15 protein-coding genes are annotated in these 20613 nt (G+C 42.9%); 7 read left to right on the top strand and 8 right to left on the bottom strand.

The window, feature by feature from the left end; genetic code table 11:
- The first annotated feature begins 67 nt into the window (after nt 1-67).
- From R8P61_21760 to R8P61_21740, 5 genes are all read left to right on the top strand, one after another.
- Nucleotides 68-514: a hypothetical protein gene (locus R8P61_21760; GenBank protein MDW3649712.1), complete on the top strand. Its 447-nt coding sequence runs from the start codon at nt 68-70 to the stop codon at nt 512-514.
- A gap of 133 nt (nt 515-647) precedes the next feature.
- Nucleotides 648-2999: a glycosyl hydrolase family 28-related protein gene (locus R8P61_21755; GenBank protein ID MDW3649711.1), complete on the top strand. Its 2352-nt coding sequence runs from the start codon at nt 648-650 to the stop codon at nt 2997-2999.
- Nucleotides 3000-3018: 19 nt separating this feature from the next.
- Complete coding sequence (locus R8P61_21750) at nt 3019-4236, top strand: hypothetical protein (GenBank protein MDW3649710.1); 1218 nt, start codon at nt 3019-3021, stop codon at nt 4234-4236.
- Between the two features lie 172 nt (nt 4237-4408).
- Nucleotides 4409-5566 carry a hypothetical protein gene (locus tag R8P61_21745; GenBank protein MDW3649709.1) on the top strand — a complete coding sequence of 386 codons (1158 nt, stop codon included), beginning with the start codon at nt 4409-4411 and terminating at the stop codon, nt 5564-5566.
- An 89-nt stretch (nt 5567-5655) separates the two neighbouring features.
- Complete coding sequence (locus R8P61_21740; protein ID MDW3649708.1) at nt 5656-6162, top strand: rhodanese-like domain-containing protein; 507 nt, start codon at nt 5656-5658, stop codon at nt 6160-6162.
- A 152-nt stretch (nt 6163-6314) separates the two neighbouring features.
- Here R8P61_21740 and R8P61_21735 read toward each other — a convergent pair whose 3' ends face one another.
- From R8P61_21735 to lptC, 6 genes are all read right to left on the bottom strand, one after another.
- A complete protein-coding gene (locus R8P61_21735) occupies nt 6315-9215 on the bottom strand; it encodes a hypothetical protein (protein ID MDW3649707.1) in 2901 nt (966 codons plus the stop codon).
- A gap of 19 nt (nt 9216-9234) precedes the next feature.
- Nucleotides 9235-10026 (bottom strand): PhzF family phenazine biosynthesis protein, encoded by a 792-nt coding sequence (locus R8P61_21730; GenBank protein MDW3649706.1) that lies wholly within the window; start codon nt 10024-10026, stop codon nt 9235-9237.
- Nucleotides 10027-10149: 123 nt separating this feature from the next.
- Nucleotides 10150-12282, bottom strand: coding sequence for a SurA N-terminal domain-containing protein (locus tag R8P61_21725; GenBank protein ID MDW3649705.1), 2133 nt, complete (start codon nt 12280-12282; stop codon nt 10150-10152).
- Between the two features lie 458 nt (nt 12283-12740).
- Nucleotides 12741-13994, bottom strand: a complete 1254-nt coding sequence (locus tag R8P61_21720; protein MDW3649704.1) for a hemolysin family protein — start codon at nt 13992-13994, stop codon at nt 12741-12743.
- Nucleotides 13995-14020: 26 nt separating this feature from the next.
- Nucleotides 14021-14254 carry a hypothetical protein gene (locus R8P61_21715; GenBank protein MDW3649703.1) on the bottom strand — a complete coding sequence of 78 codons (234 nt, stop codon included), beginning with the start codon at nt 14252-14254 and terminating at the stop codon, nt 14021-14023.
- A 35-nt stretch (nt 14255-14289) separates the two neighbouring features.
- The gene (lptC, locus tag R8P61_21710; protein ID MDW3649702.1) at nt 14290-15141 is read right to left on the bottom strand and encodes an LPS export ABC transporter periplasmic protein LptC; all 852 of its coding nucleotides are present in this window, start codon (nt 15139-15141) and stop codon (nt 14290-14292) included.
- Nucleotides 15142-15265: 124 nt separating this feature from the next.
- Between lptC and ppk1 the strand changes: the two genes are divergently transcribed.
- A complete protein-coding gene (gene ppk1, locus R8P61_21705) occupies nt 15266-17341 on the top strand; it encodes a polyphosphate kinase 1 (protein MDW3649701.1) in 2076 nt (691 codons plus the stop codon).
- A 27-nt stretch (nt 17342-17368) separates the two neighbouring features.
- Nucleotides 17369-18364 carry a T9SS type A sorting domain-containing protein gene (locus R8P61_21700; protein ID MDW3649700.1) on the top strand — a complete coding sequence of 332 codons (996 nt, stop codon included), beginning with the start codon at nt 17369-17371 and terminating at the stop codon, nt 18362-18364.
- Nucleotides 18365-18370: 6 nt separating this feature from the next.
- Here R8P61_21700 and R8P61_21695 read toward each other — a convergent pair whose 3' ends face one another.
- Nucleotides 18371-19042 carry a nitroreductase gene (locus R8P61_21695; GenBank protein ID MDW3649699.1) on the bottom strand — a complete coding sequence of 224 codons (672 nt, stop codon included), beginning with the start codon at nt 19040-19042 and terminating at the stop codon, nt 18371-18373.
- Nucleotides 19043-19155: 113 nt separating this feature from the next.
- Entirely contained in the window at nt 19156-20607 is a 1452-nt protein-coding gene (locus R8P61_21690) for a DUF6605 domain-containing protein (GenBank protein ID MDW3649698.1), read from the bottom strand.
- Between the last annotated feature and the right edge of the window lie 6 nt (nt 20608-20613).

Below are 20613 nucleotides of genomic sequence, written 5' to 3'. Positions count from 1 at the left end.
CGAATAAAGGCCGGATGGGTTTGGAACCCATTCGGCCTATTGCTTATATTTGCGCAAAAATCCGTTTATGGCTATCAAATATTTCAGCGACCTAAGTGAGGCAGAAGTTGATCTGCTCCTGAGAACACCTGCTTTAATTACCCTCCTCATCGCGGGAGCAGATAATGATATTGACGATAAAGAGAAATCTTTAGGCGAAAAACTGGTTAATTACAGAACCTTCACCTCAGATACCCGCCTGCATGAGTATTATGAAGCGGTAAACGAGGATTTTGAATCCAAATTGAGTGGAATGATTGACTCCTGGACGCCCGAATCTAAAGGGGCAATCAGTGGAGAGCTCTCCCAACTCAATTCCATCACTCCTAAATTGGAATCCAGCTATGCAGATTTGCTGAAAGACAGTTGGAGAAGCCTGGCCAGAAAAGTTGCAGAGGCAGATGGTGGATTCGTTGGTTTCGGAAGTATCAGTAAAGAAGAATCAGCGCTGATAGATTTACCAATGATTGAATAGTTGTTTATCTATTAAAATATTCAAAATATAGAAATAAAGCCGTAAGACCCTTCTTGCGGCTTTATATTTTACGGTAAGGATGGTTTGGTTTTAGTTATGGAAATTACGAATCGCTGTTTTACTTTTGAGCGTTATGAATTTCCAGCTAACAAAAAAGCTATTCATTTTTAGCATTGTCCTCCTCCTGGGGCAGGCTAGACTCCTGGGACAACAGGTATTGATCACCGATGATACCCTATATGTTTCGGAGAAACCATATGCCCTCCTGGAGCTATTTTCCAAAGACCATAATAAAGGAATTATGCTTCCTCAGCTTAGTAGTCCTGAGCGAACAGAGATGGAAGTAGATGAAGAAGGAGCGGGTTTGTTGCTCTATGATACCGATACGGAAAGTTTCTGGTATTGGGACGGTTTCGAATGGGGAGAAATTGCACGAGAGAATGGCGAAAAACTGAGGATATCTGAAATCCTGGACGAAGATGAGGATACAGGGATTTATGTAGAGAAAGTTGAAAATGAAAATCAGATAAGGTTTGAAGTGCTAGGCGAAGAAGCTTTACGAATAGACAGTGATGGAAATTTAAAAATCATTCATTCCTTTCGTCAAAAAGAGGGTCCAAGCATAGAAGAAATAAGGAAAGACAGCTCTTTGAGCTATTCGGATAGTAGTCTGGTAACCGAAGGGACCATCCGTCGCTACCTGGATGCCCATATTCCCGATAGTGTAATTTATACAGCTGCAGAATTATATATTTCCGTTCAGGAGTTGGGGGTAAAAGGGGATGGTGTTACAGATGACACAGACTCCCTGCAGGCAGCCATAGAGAATCATCCTGGTGCTACCCTCTTCTTCCCGGATGGAGAATATAAGGCCAATATTCATATTACAAATCCCATCACGCTAGTCAGTTTTTCAGGCAATGTTAGCATCAAATCTTCGGAACAAGGCGTTCCGGTTCTAAAGGTTAGTGCAGCCTGTAAACTCCTGGGCATGAAATTTATCCACCTCGATGGCCAGCCCGGTTCAAATGGGATTGTAAACGAAGGAAAAAATATCGAGGCAGAAAACTGCAGTTTCTTAGGATATGAAAACCACATTGCTCCCGGCTTTTCACACTCGAGCTTCCGCAATTGTACCTTTACAGTAGTGGACGAAGGCCTGGGGAGTCTTGCCTGGAGTCCGGATGCAAAATTCTTTGACTGTACCTTTGATGGAGTAGTTGGGGTAGATGTAATGGATAGTAAATTCTACAATTGCCGTATGTCTGGTTTGTGGGGAGTACATATGCCAGAAGGAGCGATAGATAATGCCGGAAATCCTACGGGATATGAGGGAATTGGCGAATTTCATAATTGTGAGATTAAAGGTTCCTTTTATTATGCGATTGGTTTGGGAAATCGTGCCCATGCCCGCATGTATAATTGTATCGTAATTGGCCATACTTCTGGAGCTTATGCCAGAACGGAATCAACTTTTGAAGCTTACAACTGCTATATAGAATGTACTATGCAGGACGGAGGATCAACAGCTGTAAAGTTTGCTAAATACATCACCGCTGAAAAAGATGGGATTGGATTGGTAGATAGCGGTGATTCTTATTTCTCACAATGTACCTTTGTGAATTCTGGTTCGGAAAGTGGCTATCACCTCATTGTTCCAGATAAAAGCGATGCGGGCCAGGTTTACCTCAACAATTGTAATTTCTCTCTACAAAAGACTTGTACAGAAGATACAGTTACGGTCTGTCAGGGTGATATTTATAAATACCTTACCATGAAGGCAGGTGTCAATGAGACACCTCATGAAATCAAAACGGTTTCTACCGGTGAAGCCCTGGTACCAAAATTTTCTCCGGCAGGAGTCAGCTTTCTGGATTTGAGTGGAAATGGGGGACCCGCGAGCTTTCTTCGCCTTTCCAAAAACTATGGAAACAATAAAGAATTTCCGGCTGGATATCGATTATTGATTCGTTGCTCCAGCTCGACCAATAATATTACCCTACGCAATGGATACTATGCTCCTTTAGGTACAGGTATTCAGACCCTGACCAATCAGGATCTCACCTTGAATGCAAATGAATACGCCACCTTTGTATACACAAAAAACTATTGGGTAGAAGTTTCTTCCAACAGTTCTGCCAAGAAGAAATCATGGGATAGCTCCAGTAGAAATGCTTTCCTATTTCTTAAGCAGGAAGATGTCCGGGCAAATGGTAAACTTTCATTGGAAATACCTGCCGGCTATAAAATATCTTCTTTGGTCCTGGAAAGTAGAGGAGATGATTTGCAGAAACTAGGGATCGGGACAAAGCAGGGATTGGGAGATGTATTTCAACAGAAAAAATTGGAGGAAGGGGAACTGCTGGAGGCTAAGTTGAAGAAAAGCCTTTTCAGCCTGAGTCAAAAACAAGCACTCTATCTCAGGGTCAATAACTGGAAACAAGCCAGACTCAATATGTACCTGAAACTGGAACGGATCAAATAGAAGGCTTCGGCCAAAATATATGGGGAGAAAACGCTTACTCATTCTTATAGTTTTCCTGATCATGCAGGGATTCATAAGGGCTCAAACGGGGATTCGGAGCCAGGGAGCTTATATAAAGGTATCTCAGGGAGCAACTATCTATTGTCCCGGGAATATTGAACTCAAGGATCAGGGGAGCCAACTCTCCAAACTTGAGCTCAATGGCGAGCTTTTCCTTTCAGGCGATTTTATCAATTCTTCCTACACCAAAGTATTGGTTCCCATTTCTCATACAGGAGGCTGTATACACTTCAATGGTCTTTCCGGTATTCAAAAAGTAAGGGGTGATCATGGCTTTGCTATACATCGGGCGATTGTGAGCAATCCCTTTGGGTTGAAGCTTGAAAAAGATCTGGGAATTTACCAGGATTTGTTTTTGGAAGATGGAAAGCTCTATACTGGCACTCATATGCTCGTGATCTTCAATCCGGATGCCAGTGCAATCAGGAATTACAATGAAGATCGATATGTAGTGGGTAAAATCCGCAGATATTTGAGTGTCGGAAATACGCCCTTTCCGATAGGAAGCGAAAATGCTTTACAAACCCTCAATCTTCAGTTTGATCGGGAACCGGAATTGTTATTTGTAGATGCTTCATTTTCCGAGCAAGCGGAAATATTACATTCAGCAGTTGAACTGGATGGTGGGAGTGTGAGAGAGTTTTTGGATAATGGAAGCTGGGAACTTTACTCTCCTCAAAATCCTTCCCAGCCCTTTCAGCTGAGTCTAACTTCCAGGGGGCACAATAATGGAGGAGTAAACGAAGGGGTGCATACTTTTTTGATTGATAAAGGTTTCGGTTGGGAATCCGAAGGGAATTTGAATCGAGAGGAGAGTTCTGGTTTTGGGGCAAATGAAATCAGAAGTACGAGGGATCAAGTACAGACTTGGGGAATATTTGCGATAGCAAAATCAGATTATGTCTTGTCTGATCCCAGGCTTGCAGCGGTCCAAAATCTAAAGATTTTAAATAATGGAAGTCCAGATCGAAAGCTTGGATTAACATTTTTTGCGCGTGATGCCGGCTCGTATAGCCTGGAAGTCCATGACCTTAAAGGGGCGATTCTTTATAGAGTGACTGCCTTTGCCTTCCCGGGAAATAATCAAGCTGAACTCGACTTGCAAAAATTCTCTGAAAGCATTTATACCCTGATCCTCAGAAAAGAAGGGAGTTTGCTCAGTCATAAAGTTTGGTGATTCACGCAACGATTTCCTGCACTTTAGGTCATTTATTTAGCTATTCACCCTTTAACCCTTAAATAAAAACAGTTCATGATTCTCAGCTTGCACTGAGGGTAGAAAATTAGTACTTTAGTTTGAAATTTCGTAGTACTTAATTATCCAAGCATAACACCTAGCTTCTCTTGATATGAAAATCCATGCGGTGCTCCTGCTGATTTTTGCACACATAGCTCTAAATCTTTCCTCCATCGCACAACATCAAGAACCCAAGGTTAGAACCCTTGAATCGCTTATCAATGAGCGATTGGGAGACTATCCCCTAAGTCCGGACAATCGCTTCCGGCTATCTTCCTATTGTGAGTTAAAAGGCCAGTTCGAACATAAAAGTGATGCCTTGATCATTGATTTTGGTTCCTATGGGAGTATCAGTTTTTATGAAAAGAACTTTATCCTGAAAACCCCCAGAAGCGGTGTGTTTCATATGGATAGAGGACGAAATAGCAGTAATCAGGTTCAGGCAATGAATGAAACCCTCGAATCCATATTCGAGCAGATTATGCTATTGAGTAATCATGAAAGTGATCCTGATTTGGTGGCCTTTGTGGATGAGCACCTGAGCAAGAAAAATATGGAGCCATTCTACAAAATATTTGTTCGGCACATTCTTGTTAAATATGGCAGATATAATGCCCACTCTCATATGGTTGAATTTAGGACGGAATGGCTTCCTGATCAGTTTTACTCCTATTTAGAACCGGGAGATAAGCAATTGGTGCGAAAAACCATTTCCCCCCTTAGAATGAGATTGGATAAAAATACCCTCAGAGGCTATTACATCAAAGCAGGAGGAACGGTATATATTGAAAATGTGAATCGGGATGTTCCTTATGCAAGTGGAGAAGAGTATGGTCCCAATGTGACAGCCTTTAAGGTCTTTGCGCAAAGACTTTTCGTCCAAACGACTCAGTACATAACGACAGCTGAAAGAAGGCGTATCAAGGAGTTTAAACAAGTAGCTCCTCCTATTTATTTTGCGAATAATGATAAACGTCCTATGCCTACCGGATATAATCCAACTGCACTGGGACAAAAGAAAATTGGTGCTTTTCAAAGCAGAGGAGGTAGTTATCGGGGCTCAGCTAAAGGGCAAGCTTCCCTTGCGGGAGTAAAACCTTTGTATCAACCCAAGAACTGGATTCCTATGATGTTGGGGATTCTGCGTGCGAAAAAGATTGATATCAGTGATCGTGAGTTGATTCAGTATTTCAAGACCCAACCATATTATCCGGATTTATACGAGCAGCTAACGAAAGAGGAGAAAGAAGCGGTAGATCGTCAAAGATAAGGAGAGTTTTAGCGACTGAGAGATAGATTTGTCCTTCAGAAGACGAGTAATTCGCATATTTTTTATAAACTTTGGGCAAAGCTTTTATCATGAAAAGATTCGGAATTTTTATCCTCTTCCTATCATTTGCCTTTCAGGCTCTTATGGCTCAAAAAACAGAAAAGGATTTTTTCTCTATGCTGGATGGCATGTATTCCTATACTGTACCTCTTATGACGCCGGCTGAGTTTAACAAAAAAGATGCATCTAAATACTTGATTCTGGATACCCGGGAGGTTAAAGAATTCAAGGTTTCCCATATCCCCAATGCACAATGCGTGGGCTATGACAATTTTAATGCGGATGCCTTACGGGATACCCCTCGGGATCAGCCGATTTTGGTGTACTGTTCAGTCGGATACAGAAGCGAGCGCATAGGGGAAAAACTTCAGGAAATGGGATTTACCCATGTGTACAACCTCTATGGAGGAATTTTTAACTGGAGTAATAAGGGTGAAAATATGCTTGATGAAAATCAAAGCAATACCGAGAATGTCCATGGCTTTAATCAAGAGTGGAGCCAGTGGATTCTCAAAGGCAAAAAAGTCCTGAGATAAGAGGAATTTCCCCTAAAAAATCGATGTTTATAGGTGGGCCCCTTTACAGTTGGGACCCAGGATTCATTAGGCCTCTTTTTTAGAAAAAGAGGGAAATACATCTCCACTCATTTACCTCCATTTTTAACAGAAAAATCTACAAAAATAAGCTTCTACTTTTCTTTTAAATACGTCAACAATCTCTCTCTGATAGCTCCTGCCGGAGGGACAGGCAAGAGTCTACCCTGGTTTGCCAGTTTCCTGATCTGATAATAATCTTTTTCCGGATCAAGCAGTTCCAGCAATAAAAAACGAGCCTTGAAATTATAAATATTGCTTTTGACGGCTTCCTGTAAGGTTAGCTGTGCGAGTTCCGTATTGCCTCTTCCCATTTCCATTTTCGCTGCGGTCAACAAATATTGACTTTTTTCAAAGGGTAAGCGAGGAAGGTCTTGTTTACGAAATAGCTCTTCTGCCTGATTGATTTCTCCGAGATCAATCAGGGTTTGTATCCATTGATAGGGATTGCTGCGATTTCGAATTTTTTTATTCAAAACGGGTGCAAGGATTTCTCGGGCAGCGAGGCTGTCCCCTTCCCTCAAATGAATATTTGCCAATTCGATGAGATAGTCTGATCTGCTATTTCCAGAAGCAGAAAGGATTCGATTTCCTTCCTCCAGAATTTCTTTGGCTTTGCTTAATTCTTCATTGGCCAGGAGCACCCGGGCATACTGGATTCTGTGTTGATAATTTTGTGGTTTTTGCGCTACTAGATTCTTGAAAAATTCCAGAGACTTTTCCTGATAGCCCAGCATACCTTTTTGCTCGTAAACAAAAGCTTCAGTAGCATCCCTGCTATCCCTGAGGTAGGTACTGATAGTCGGTGCTTCCGAAACATAGGCTTCAGCTGTTTCAATAGCCTCCGCGATCAAACCAAAGGAGAGATAAAACTGTCTGATCTCCTGATTGAGCCTGGGACGCAATCCTATATCTGTTTCGAGTTCCTCGGCTTTTTTATAATAGGCTTTTTGAGATTTTACTGTTTGTAGTTCTTCGGTAATCCCTTTTTGGAAGCGACTCATTTCCCATCGGGCATAGGCTTGTTGGCTAGGGGCGAAATCAGGGGCTAACTCCAGGGCTTTATCCAGATAGAAGCTTGCACTATCAAAGTCCTGATGGCTACTGAAGGCTTGTGCATAGGCCAGGTAGGTCGGAACATAGGTGCTATCCCAGGACAATGCTGTTGCCAGATGTTGGGCTTGCAGGGAATCAAAGCCCATTCTCCCGACTCTTTGAGAGAGTTGGATATAAACATTAGCCCAATTGCTTGCCATGGCTGTTTTATCTCCATTCAGATAAGCCTGATGTTTTTTGACCAGGCCGTCCACGAAGGCAAACATCAGGGGATCTTTGCTTTGCAGGTCTCCCCGAGTATTCATGGATTTGTGATTGAGGGGGTGGACTTTTATCGGGATAAAGTAGGCAGGAAATGCCTGAGCCAGGTATTCAAACTCATTATTAGCGCCATAGTAATCCAGGGTACAGCCATTTTCCATAGCATAGTAATAGCGCTTCCTGACTTCCCGCATTTCTGCATCGCTGAATATGCTTCCGTGGAAAAGATGAACATATTCATGCAGGGTAACATTTCGTTCTAAATGGGCGCCTCTTTCGACATATTCTATGCCTGTCGCTCCGCTTCCTACCCCTCGGATATCCATCCATTGCCGATTGTCAAAGGTAGTTCCTCCGCGGAAATAAGAATTGCCCATAGCCTCTGCTAAATCTACATGCAAAGGCGGGATGACGAATTTCCGATTGAGCTTTTCGAGAAAAGGAAGGTAGACTACTCCCGTATACAGCTGCTGATAAACCATCTGGCTGACTCGATCTCCCGGATAGAAAGCGAGATCCGGAAAAACCTTGAAAAATTGCTCCTCATTTTCGATGCGACTTTGCTTGATCTCTTTTTCCAGGGAGTCGCTGTATTGTAGATAAGGGAATCGCCGCTGCTTGATCACAGCTGCCAATCCATTATGCGCCGGACCATAATTTTCTTTTCTTCTCAGGATACGGAGGAAAATACTTTCTGCCGAATCAGGGTTTTGCAACTGATAATAGGTGGATGCTTTGAACATATCCGGTAAGACTGACAGCGGATAGTCCTTACTGATTCCCTGAGCCAGTTTGAGGGCAAGTTTAGCATTGTCATCGCCCAGAGCTTTATTGGCTTTTTTCAAGGCTTTTCGGACTTCTTTATCTTCCTCTTGCGCATAATCTGCATAGGTCAGTTGGGTATGTCCATTTCCCCAATGCCAGTGAGTGAGGTAGTGTAAAGGCTGGACCTCCAAAGCCAGTTTCCACTGTGCAGCCATATCTGGTAATTGGGTAGCATCTACTCTTCTCCAAATGGCATATCCATAATAGAAGCGCGCATCTGCATTGAAGGGATCCAGTTCCAGACATTTGCGAAGGGCTTCTTCGGCAGTTTTCTGTTCTCTTTTCCAAAGTAAAGCTTCTGCTTCGAGTAGATAGGCAGTTGCATTTTCGGCATTCCACTCCTGAACCTGCTTAGCAAGCGCCAAAGCCTTATCAAAATTCTTTTGCAGTACGTAAATGCTACCCAATTGGAGAACGGTGGCTTCGGAGCGCGGAGATTGCTTGAGGATATCTATGCAGGCTTGTTCCGCCTTTTTGAGTTCCCATGCTTCTGTCAGAAGCTGAATTTGTAAAAGACGATAGGCTTCCGTTGAAGCAGATCCCGATTTCATTTTTTTTAGAATCTGCTCTGCTTCTTCAAATCGGTTTTTTAGCATGAGGAAATGAACCTTTTGTAGCAGAAGCTCAGGCGCCAGGTTCTTTTTCTTTAATTCTCCTTCCAGTTCTTCCCACATGCCCAGTTTAAGCATGTCTGCGACACGAGTTGCAGATAATGGACCTTCTGCCTTGCTAAGGGTATTCCTCTTTTCTGTCAGCAAACTCAGGGCTCCCTCTGTATCATCTGGAGAGAGTAATTGAGCCTGTGTTGGAATCAGGATTACAAAAGAAACGAGTAGTAGTATAAATCTTTTCATCATTTGGGTATTTGGGAACTTAAAGAACAGATGAAAGATCTACTGTTCCTTTAGAGAAGGTTACGGCATTTCCGCCCAGGGAGATTTGCTCCCCCAGATCTTCGCAATAGAGTTCGCCATATCTGGCTGAAAGTTGTTCTGCGTATAATTTTTTCTTGCCTAATTTTTCGGACCAGTAGGGAACGAGATTGCAGTGGGCAGAACCCGTTACGGGATCTTCGTTGATTTGGGCGCGTGGAGCAAAAAAGCGGGAAACGAAGTCGGCTTTTTCACCGGCTGCGGATACGGTTACGCCTACGACCTCTTCCCATTTATAGATGAGGTCGAAATTGGGTCGCATGTCCCGGATTTGCTGTTCGTGCTCAAATACAAAAAAGTAATCTCTGCTGATTCTTATATCTATAGGTTTTATGCCTAAAGCTTCTTCCACATCTGCAGGACCCGGAACTTTTTTTGGGGGTCTGCTGGGAAGCTTCATAAAGTATTTATCTTCTTTTTGCTCAACATAAAGAGCTCCACTGCGGGTGTGGAATACAATAGGGCCTGTATGTCCCAGATGTTGATACAAAACATGAGCACTTGCGAGGGTAGCATGCCCGCAGAGGTCAATTTCGAAGGCCGGGGTAAACCATCTCAAGTTGAATTCATTCCCATCCCGAACGAAAAATGCAGTTTCTGAAAGTTGATTTTCCAGGGCCATGGATTGCATGACCTCATCAGGTATCCATTCATCCAGGGGACAGACTGCAGCGGGATTTCCTCCAAAAACCTTTTTACTAAAGGCATCTACCTGGTAGATATCAAGCTTCATAGATTGGTGAAATTTGAGTTTCGCTTAAAAGATAAAACTAATCAAATTCAGAGAAGCTTGCACAAAAAAACAAGAGGCGGCATGAATACATGCCGCCTCTTTATATTTAGAATTATGTTCTGTTTAGTTTCTGCTGCTCTGACGCTGAACCAACCACTCATAAGCGGCGCGGGTATCTTTTACGTCAGCGATGTCAACCAGACCAGGTCCAATCTTGTTTTGGATACCGAATCCTCCCTGCTGAGCTGAGCTTGATTTAAGAGCAGCCAGGGCAGTTGCATCAGGAGCTGCAGGCTCATTGATTTTGCTAACCTGAATCACATAGATTCCATTCTCTCCTTCAACGAGTTTCATTCCTCCTTCAGCCAATCCAAGTGCAGTTCCGATCACCAGTGGTTCAGCACCAATTCCGGGAACGCTGTTGCTTTCAAAACTGATCCCATTTGCTGTTGATACTACAGCTGCAGCACCATAGGCCGTTTTGAGACTGTTTAAGTCCTTTCCACTAATATCTCCCAAAGACTGTCTAATCTGAGCAGCCTTTTTATCATTTCTCACTTCTCTTCTTACGAGTTCGCGCGTCGTAACTTCTGCTGAAGACTTTAGGCCTTCATCATACTTTCTTACCACCTGAGCGACTACGTACTTTTCATCCTGATTGATTTTTAGTACAGAAGAGATTTCACCGATATCGGTATTCAAGGCCCAAACAGCGAGGTTTCTACCTCCGTTGAGACCGGGAATGTTATAAGTTTTGGCAGAAAGACCAGCAGTCTCTCTTGCACTTGTTCCGTTTTCAATTGCCGCAGCATTCAGATCGCCATTGTCTTTGGCTTTCTTTACGAATTGGTTAGCGGCCAGATATACCTGCTTTTTAGTTGCAGAAGAAGGAGTGATCTCTTCTTCAATCTCAGCAATGTTAAAAGTCTTATTGGTTTTCTTGGTGATCTTCACAACGTGAAATCCTCCAGGTCCTTTCAAAGGTCCTACGATACTTCCTACAGAAGCAGATTCGATAGCACCGTTGAAGTCATCATCAAATCTGGCTTTATTGTACCATCCTAATTTTCCCCCAATATTCTTTGTGCTGGGGTCATTGGAATTTGCTATCGCCAATTCTGCGAAATCAGAACCGGAACGGGCCTGTCTTGCAATATCAGCAGCTTTGCTACGAGCCGTGGCTGTATCAGCAGCTGTATTTCCGTTTGCCGTGATCAGGATGTGATCAATAGCAGCAGATGGCTTATCAGCAGTTTCGGTTCCTACCAGTTTGTAAAGCTTATAGTAAGCTCCGTCCTGAATAGGTCCAAATACTTTTTTGTCTTCAGCATCCAAAACCATGTCCTGGATAGAAGCAGGAATATTGCTGATCGCTTTATATGTGTTGGAATATGGCGCTCTGATTCTTCCTCTGGTGTAGATACTGTCATTGGCAGCATTGGAGAAAGAAGTAATGATTTTAGCAATACGATTCTTTGCGTTTGCGCTATCCTCTGAGCTGGGATTTACATCAAAATTGACATAGCGTACATAAGCTTCTTCATCCTGCTCAAATCTCGCTGGATTGTCAGAGATGTAGTTGTCAATATCAGCAGTGCTTACATTGATGGTTGAATCAATGATGCTACTGTAAGGAATACTCAGGTAGCTGATATCAACGGTTTTATTTTGGTCGAAGTATTGCTGCTCAGCCATTCTGTTTGAGCCAACAAAGCTTCTCCGAACCATATTAGAATATCTTTCCTGAGGACGGCTTCTCAGCAGGAAGTCTTCCAGGCTTTTCAAAGCAGCACGTCCATTAGGACTTTCTTTGAGCTGCTTGAGCCCTTGTCTGATGAAAGCCATATTAGGATTGTTTGGGTCTTGCCCAAAGAATCCGGAAATAACGCTGGGAGGAATGTGGTTTCCTGCCATCATGTCGATCAATTCATCATCCGTTACAACCAGGCCAATCTTATCGAACTCTTGTTCGAAAACTTTTTCCTGAACGATCTGGTTCCAGACATTGTCTCTGATTTGTCCGTTGAAAGCGTCATTATAGGCAGCTCCCTGGTATTGTTGCATCGCCTCAGAAACTCTTTGTTCGAAATCCTGATTTGTAATTTCCTCACCAGCCACTACAGCGGCAGGAGGAGGTGTATTGAAAATGCTGGTTATACCAGACAGAAAATCTGTCAAAATGAATGCAGCCAGGGCCACAAAGATCACCACCGCTACCAGACCAATGTTATTTCTAATCCTACTCAGTGCAGACATTGATATACGTTTTTTATTTAATGCTTTTAGGTTTCAATGAAAAAATCTTCCCCAAAGGTAGATTTTTAGCCCTGCAAATTACGGGGATTCCGACTTAATTTCAAAATTGGAGCCTGCTTAATCCACAGAACTTTTCTAATATCCTGAGGCTTGAAAATCAAGCGGTTCATTTATCATTAATGAGGAAGCCTTTGCAGATTTTCTCTTGAAACGTTTGAGGTGTTGAATTAGTAGCTTGGCTTGGGGAAATATTACAGGGCTAAGGGATAAATAAAGCTTTCCTTTTTTGAAAATCTAAACAAGCTGTCATTGAGAATCCCCGATCAGCATAGCTGTCATTGCGAGCCTGTGATACAGGCGAAGCAATCCCCTTGAATACAAATAGCTATTTTGAATGAAGGGGATTGCCGCGCCCTGGTCAAGGGCTCGCAATGACAAGTGTGTTTGGTCCCTTAATTCTAATCCGCCTTTTTTCTAAGCAAAATGGAAATGACTCGGGTGCTTGAGGATTCTTCGACCGTAAGGACATAGGCTCCAACCTCAATGTTTGCTTCTGCTTCGGGTATCTCTTCGGCTATATAGGTAACCAATCCTCCCAGCGTAGTATAGTATTCCTCTTCTGGCAGCTCCAGTTCAAATTCTTCATTGATATCATCAATCTCCAGTCTTCCTCCCAGGCGATAAGCACCATCATCCAGCATTTCTTTTACCAGATCAGGCTCATCAGGGGTTTCTGCCTCAGAATCATGTTCATCTTCAATTTCTCCAAATACTTCTTCAACCAAATCTTCCATTGTCACCATGCCTGAGGTGCCACCAAACTCATCAACGACTATCGCAATACTCTTTTTCTCATTGGTGAACTCCAGCAACAAGACATCGGCAGACATGGTTTCCGGAACGATGATGACAGACTGTAGAACCTGTTTGATTGTCTCGGGTTTGCTGAAAAGGGTGTTGCTATGTACGTATCCTACTACCTGGTCGAGACTTTCCTCATAAATCACAATTTTTGAAAGAGAAGATTCTATAAACTGATCGATCAGATCACTAATAGGAGTATCGATGGAAACGGCAATGATCTCAGTACGTGGAATCATAAATTCCCGTGCCTTGGTGTCCTTGAAGGCAAGGGCATTACTCAGCATTTCTGTATCCAAATCTTCTACGGGAAGGGTTTCACTGGCAGCGACTAATTCCTGCACATAATGATCCAGGTCTTTCTTCCCAAGCTCTACTATGCGGTCATCTGTGGTAACCCTGAAAAAGACCCTAAGTAGAATTTTTGAGACCTGATTTACAACCCAGACCGGGATATAGAAAAAGATGTAGAAGAAATTGAGAACGAAAGCCAGCGGAAAGATCAGTCGATCTGCATTTCTCCGGAAGATTGCTTTGGGAATGTATTCAGCAAATACGAGGATGATCAGGGTAGCAATGAGGGATTGGATCAGGGTAAAGGTCAAATAGAACTCTTCCGGATCTATCCCTATAAAAGGCTCGCTTATATTATCCACCATCAGGGTAAAGATTACCAGGGCAAAGTTGTTGCCAATGAGGATGGTGATCAGAATTTGGGAGCTTTTCTTTTTAAAATTGGAGAGCAATTGCGCTGCGCGATCTCCCTGGGCAGTTTTGAGCTCAATTTTTAACAAGCTGGAAGAAATGAAGGCAATTTCCATCCCTGAAAAGAAAAAGGAAAGGGCCAGCATAAGGAGCGCTATGGAAAATGCAAGTATCAAATCTCCTCCTCTATTTCGTCAGCTTCTTCCTCCGTCGCCTGCAATTCTGCCTCCCAGGCTTTCTCGGCTCTTATCCTTTGCGTACGTCTGAATGAGAACATAAAGGCGAATATCCCTGTGACTATACACAGCATGACCCTGCTTTGACCGGGTAAAGTCTCCCACTCCTTTGAGAGGAAAACCAGGGCCATGACCATAAGGATCAGGTAGACATATTCGAAGTATTTCATATAGCAATGTTACGTTATTGCGGGCTTACACGCAATTATTTGATCGCGGCCGGTTTTAGGGTCGGCTTTAAAGTAGGTTTTGGTTTAGGCGCTTCTTTCTTCTCTTCTGCAGCATTAAGGCTTACCTCTCCATAGGTACCAAAAATTACATAGGAGTCAAAAGAAGTAGTAGATCTCATTCCTCCGCTACCTGTGATGATCTTGTCCGGAGTTGTAATCTTGACCGGTGTATGTGTATAGACGGAATCAATCTCTTTATCCCAAAACAATTGTATCGTTTCTAATCGTTCTCCTTTCTCATTTTTGAGAATTACATCTTCGATCAATACGGCCCATTCGTCATCCTGGTTATAAATACCGCTTTTAGACTCGATAAAACTGTGGGGCCGACCGAAACGATCCAGAAAATCAATATGTACACTATCCTCCATATACTGAAGGGTTTTGGGCTTGTTGGGAGTGACGGGACTATTTATGGTCTTTTTCTTGTCTTTATCCTCATCTTCCCCGCCTTCATCCAGTTCTTCTTTAGGTTTTTCCTTGGGTTTGGGCATAAGCCGCATAGCTTCCTGCATAACCAAAGCGGTAAAGTCTTCAGCTCCTCTGTCTGTACTTAAAATATGGTCGACTGCTTTGGCTATATTTTTTTTGAAGAGGGCATCCTGTTTGCCATCCTTGAAATCCAGGCTGTTTTGAACTTCCATGACATGTGAGGCATATAGTTCTGCTGTAACCTTGGCTGAGTCAGAGAAAAGGAAGCGCACCCCAAATGATTCTACCGCAACGCTGTCTTCTGTACGCAAGGGTAAACTCTTTCTGAGTTCTTCTTTATCTGAATTACAGGCGATTAAACAGAAAAGGGTATAAATAGTCAAGAGATACCGCATGCTGCAAATGTACAAACAATGAAAAAATAATAGTATATTGGATTACACTCTTTATAAAGCATAGTGCCATTTTTTGAAGAAAAGGTTGTGAACAGCACCTTGGCTTGCTTATTTTATATTGTAAATGAATCTAAAGGACCCCAAATTATACTTTAATCGGGAACTGAGTTGGCTGGGATTTAATGACAGAGTTATTGAAGAAGCTGAAGATACCGATCACCCCTTACTTGAAAGACTGAAATTTGTAGCCATATTCTTCTCTAACCTGGATGAGTTTTTCATGATCCGGGTTGCAGGACTGAAGGAACAAATAGCAGCGGGAGTCAGGGATATTCCTGTTGATGGTCTGGGCCCACAAGAGCAGTTGAACAGAATTTCTGAGCTTGTACATAGCAGTGTCGCAAGGGTATATAAGGTCCTCAATCATGATATTCTTCCCAAGATTAGCAAGAAGGGCTTTCGTATCAGAAAATTGAGTAGCCTTCGCAAGCATCATAAACATTTCCTTACAGAATATTTCAGAGAAAGTGTATATCCGGTCCTGACCCCATTGGCGGTGGACCCTACCCATCCCTTTCCCCAACTCAAGAGTCTGGGGCTAAATCTGATGGTAGAATTACGGACTCCCTATCGGAAGGACAATAAAATCGCGGTGGTACATATTCCCTCTACATTGCCTCGATTTATTGAATTGCCTACGGAGAACGGGCGAAGAGATTTTGTCATGTTGGAGGATTTAATCCACAATCATGCCCGCATGCTTTTCCCCAATATGAAAATCCTCAATGTCTCCGAATTCCGAATCACCCGAAATGCTGATTTGGATTTGGCGGAAGCAGAAGCAGATGATTTGCTGAAACTGGTGGAAAGAGAATTGCGGAAAAGAAGATTGGGAACCATAATCCGATTGGAGATTAGTACCAAAATGAGCAATTCCAATCGGAAATTTCTCAGAAAAATTACAGAGCTGAAGGAGGATGAGATTTATGAGATCCCAACCTATCTGGATGCTTCTGCCTTTATGCGTATGATGGGGCTGGATTTCCCCGACCTCAAAGACCGGCCGTTCAATCCTGCCCTCAATCCCAGTGTGATCAAGGGAGCTAATATTTTTGATGCGCTATCCGAAGGAGATGTTGTTCTTCATCATCCATATGATTCTTTTCAGCATGTCGTGGATTTTGTAAGAGAGGCTGCTGAAGATCCTCAGGTATTAGCCATCAAACAAACTCTTTATCGTACCAGTGGGGATTCTTCCATTGTAAAAGCCCTCAAAGCTGGGGTGAGAAATGGAAAGCAAGTAACAGCTTTGATAGAATTAAAGGCTCGCTTTGATGAACAGAATAATATAGAATGGGCGAAAGACCTGGATCGATCCGGAGTAAATGTTGTCTATGGAGTTCTGGGATTAAAGACGCATTGTAAAATATGTATGGTCGTGCGGAAAGAGGGAGATCAAATCAGACGCTATCTCCACCTGAGTACGGGTAATTATAATGAGAAAACGGCTCGTATTTATACCGACCTTTCCCTGATGACCTGCGATAAGGATATGGGAGAAGATGCTTCCGGTCTTTTCAATTTACTGACAGGTTATTCCATGCAGAAGAATTGGAACAAATTTCTTATTGCTCCTTCCAGCTTAAGGGAGGGATTGAGAAATATGATCCAGGAGACTCGCAAATATCATTCAGAAAAATCACCCTCACGCATCATCATGGTGATGAACTCTTTGGTGGATCCGGATATGATACGGGAACTTTATAAATGCTCCATGTTGGGGATTAAAGTTGACCTGATCATTCGGGGTATTTGTTGTTTGAAGCCGGGGATAAAAGGAGTAAGTGAAAATATTCGGGTGAAAAGCATCGTAGGTAGATTCCTTGAGCATACTCGCGTCTTTTATTTCAAATCCCAGGAAGGCGTGAAAATCTACATGGGAAGTGCGGACCTTATGCAACGTAACCTCAACCGTAGAGTAGAATTGGTATTTCCGGTGGAGGATGAGGAACTAAAATCCCGGGTGCTGGGAATATTGCGGCAGATGATAAAAGATGATGTGAAGTCCCGCTACCTTCAGAAAGACGGGACTTATGTGCGGGTTAAAGAAAAAGGAAGTTTTAATGTACAGGAATACCTGATCGAGGAATCTGAAGAACGTCAGAAGCATGTGGATACGATAAGTACTTTGCTTCGATAATAAGAACCTGTTTAACATACGCACAACATGAAAAGGATCAGTTTACTACTGCTTTTTGCTTTGCATTTTTTCCTATGCAAATCTCAATCTTCTTACCTACCTATTTTTAGTGATAGCGATACAAGCAGCTGGGTAATTATTTTCAACGGCTTTGGAGAAATTGCTGCTCATGCTGAAATCCTTTCTTTGGATACTTGCATTAATGGGCAGGATTATTATCGCTTTCGTACATGGTATGGAGGCAATGATTATGGGGCAAATGAATATTTTCTACGGGAAGACAGCCTAAACCGCAAAGTTTTTGTTTATGAAGCTGACACCTCCGCTTCCATCTTACTCAATACAGAGGCCCTCCTCTATGATTTTAGCCTAAGTATTGGTGATACGGTAATGGTTAGGAATTTTGATCCGGTTTTTCCCGACATTTTCCCTCCGGATGTTCTCATGGTACTGGATTCAATCAAGCCTAGCTTTAGCCAATTTTTTCAGCATACTGATATTGAAAAAGAAAGAGGCAGCTATCAAGCGGACAGTGCGCAAGTCTTTTTCTTCACACCTCTCAATTTTCCTTTTGATCCTGGACTTTATCTGGATGCCGTTATTTGGGCTGAAGGTATGGGATCTTTAGATGGGATATTGGCAGCTGGGGCCAATTATTATTTTGAGGTCGAAACGGGATGTATTCATAAAGGAGATACGGCTTATTATCATCCGAACATTTGGTTCTATTCCGATACCTGTTTTTTAGAGGCAGTATCTATCGACAATGATCTTGAAAGTCAATATTCTATAAGCCTTGGGCAGGATAGGGAAAGGGAAATGATTTTTCTCAGTATAGATCCCGCACCCATACAGGAAATCAGTCTGGAAATTATAGATATAAGTGGTCAAAAGGTGCATCAAGGAAATTTGGGAGCTTTAGAGGCTGAATTGCAAATCAATCTACATAGCTATCCGCCTGGAGTCTATATTCTTCGACTCTATTCGGGAAATTCCTATTACCACAAAAAAATTATCAAATAAGGAGAATTAGCTTTCCACCCACTCAACTTTAGTCTCCCAGCCCGATTGTCTGTGAGGTTTTACCCAGCCGTTTGCCGGCATGCCGAGGTAAAAGAATCCCAGGCATTTGTCCTCCGCTCCTAATCCGAGCCAGTCACGCATTTCATCTTTATAGGTAACTCCCCCGCTGGACCAGTATCCGGCCAATCCCATAGAAGTAGCACTAAGCCAAAGATTCTGAACAGCCGCGGCTACCGCTTCGATTTCCTCCAGTTCAGGAATTTTGGGATTGCTGCCGCGCTTCATGCAAATAGCGATCACATGTGAGGCTTGAAGCGGACGATTGGCGAGTTTGTTGAATTTCTTTTCTTCGAAAGCATCTCCGCTCAACTCTTTATAAATTTGAGACTGAGCTTCGGCAAGCTTCTTCAATCCCTCCCCTGCAAAGACTTTGAAAAACCAGGGTTCTGTTTTTCCATGCGTAGGCGCCCAATGTGCATTTTTCAAAAGCGTCTCAATCTTCTCTCTCGGAATGATTTCTCCTGAATAGTCTTTGGGAAAAATTGATCGACGATTTTCGATCAAAGTATTTACCTGATCTATATTGAAGTCGGGGAGTGTTACCTCCTCTTTTTGTATCTCAGCATTCGTAACGGAAACTTTATCGCTTCCCTTCTTTCTTCCTACAATCTTGGCCATATGGGATGATTTGTGGCAAAAATACGGGATTTTTGCATGTGTTCAAGTGTTCTTGCGTTCAAGTGCGCAAGAGAGTGGCATTTTTTCGTGAATCATCTTCAATTCCCAGAACACTAGCGCACTCCCAGTACATTTAATACCATCTGCCTGATCCTGCGATCATATGGGATTGCTCCGCAAAAAGCCAGACTCCCCGTTTGAAAGACCATGCCTCCTCCCGGATGTATATAATAACCCAGATCTGCCCCTAAAGGTTTTTCTTCCAATTCTTTGATATCTGCTGAGCTGAGGACAATACCTGCTCCGTCTCTTTGTTGGTTCCATCCGCGGGCAAGGCTGATCCAATTCGCAGGAGTGCCGGGAAATACTTTGTCGATTTCCATGCCGGCAGCTGCACCTTTTCGCCCTTTTCGAAAAAGAGATAATAAGAGTTCCCATTTACCTGCATAGGCATAGGCGTAATCATAGGTTTCACTGATTTCCCCAAAGAGATCTCCTTGCTTCAATCCCGTATTCGCCCACACAAAAGAAGTATCCTCCAAAACCTGATAAGGCCCAAAGGAATGAAAGCCCCAGGCAGTTTCCTGTATACCGAAAGGTCGTAGGCCTGTGCTGTCTTTCTCCCGCCAATAACTGTGAACTCCTTTATGAACTTCCAGTTTTCGTTCGTCCAGATCCAATTCGCTGTACCAGGCAGCTGTATTTCCTCCCAGATTGATAAGGTTCAATCCCGAGTCCAGGCAAGTATTCAGATGGATGAACATCTGCTCCGTCCAATATTCCGGATGCGTACTGAGTACAAGGCTTTCATATTCTCGCAGTTTATCTGGCGAACGATGAAGCTCTTCTATGGCATAGACGTCAAATTCGATTCCTGCAGAATCCAGAAGCTTTGCCAAGGGAAGATCCATATTGGCTGCCTGATAATAAAGCTGCTGATTAGGATAGGTATTTGAGATGAAGGGATCTGCCAATAATTGTGGGCGATGGAAACTCACAACTGGAGTATGGTTTGCGCTATATAAGGATTGTCCTCCCCAATGATTATAAGCATTCCAGGTATTGGTGGAAAGGAGGAGGGCAATGGGTTTTTTGATCTGTTCTACTTTTGGGCTAATGAATACAGATGTTGTTTGCTTGAATCGTTGATTGCTGAGTTGGATGAGGTACCAGCCAGTCGAAACTTCTGAGGGGATAGGAAGCGCAAGTGTTTTTTCCCAGTCTGTACCCGTTACGGAAACTCTGTCTGCTACTTTTTGAAAAGGGAGATGTACTTCTTCTGAAAAGAGGGTATCATTTTGAATGGGATCAAAACAGATCAGTTTCGCCTTTTGTTCTCCAGCAGCACTAGCATAGATGGCGATTTGCTCTCCTTCTTCATAGTTCCATTTGTCTGTGTGGAGTTCGAGATGTTGGAAATGATTGTGCCTGACTTGGAAGAGGCTATGGCTATTGGGGAAAAGGTAGTAGAAATGATAAGCTATACTAAAGCCTATGATTATGCTGCTGATGAAGGTAATCAGCAAAAAAGCGATGAAGTATCGATTTTTGAGTGCTTGTAGCATGGGCTT

The organism is Bacteroidia bacterium, from assembly GCA_033391075.1.
GTDB lineage: Bacteria > Bacteroidota > Bacteroidia > J057 > J057 > JAWPMV01.
Note: the sequence above shows the minus strand (reverse complement) of the source record. Positions and strands in the feature narration are given on the sequence as shown.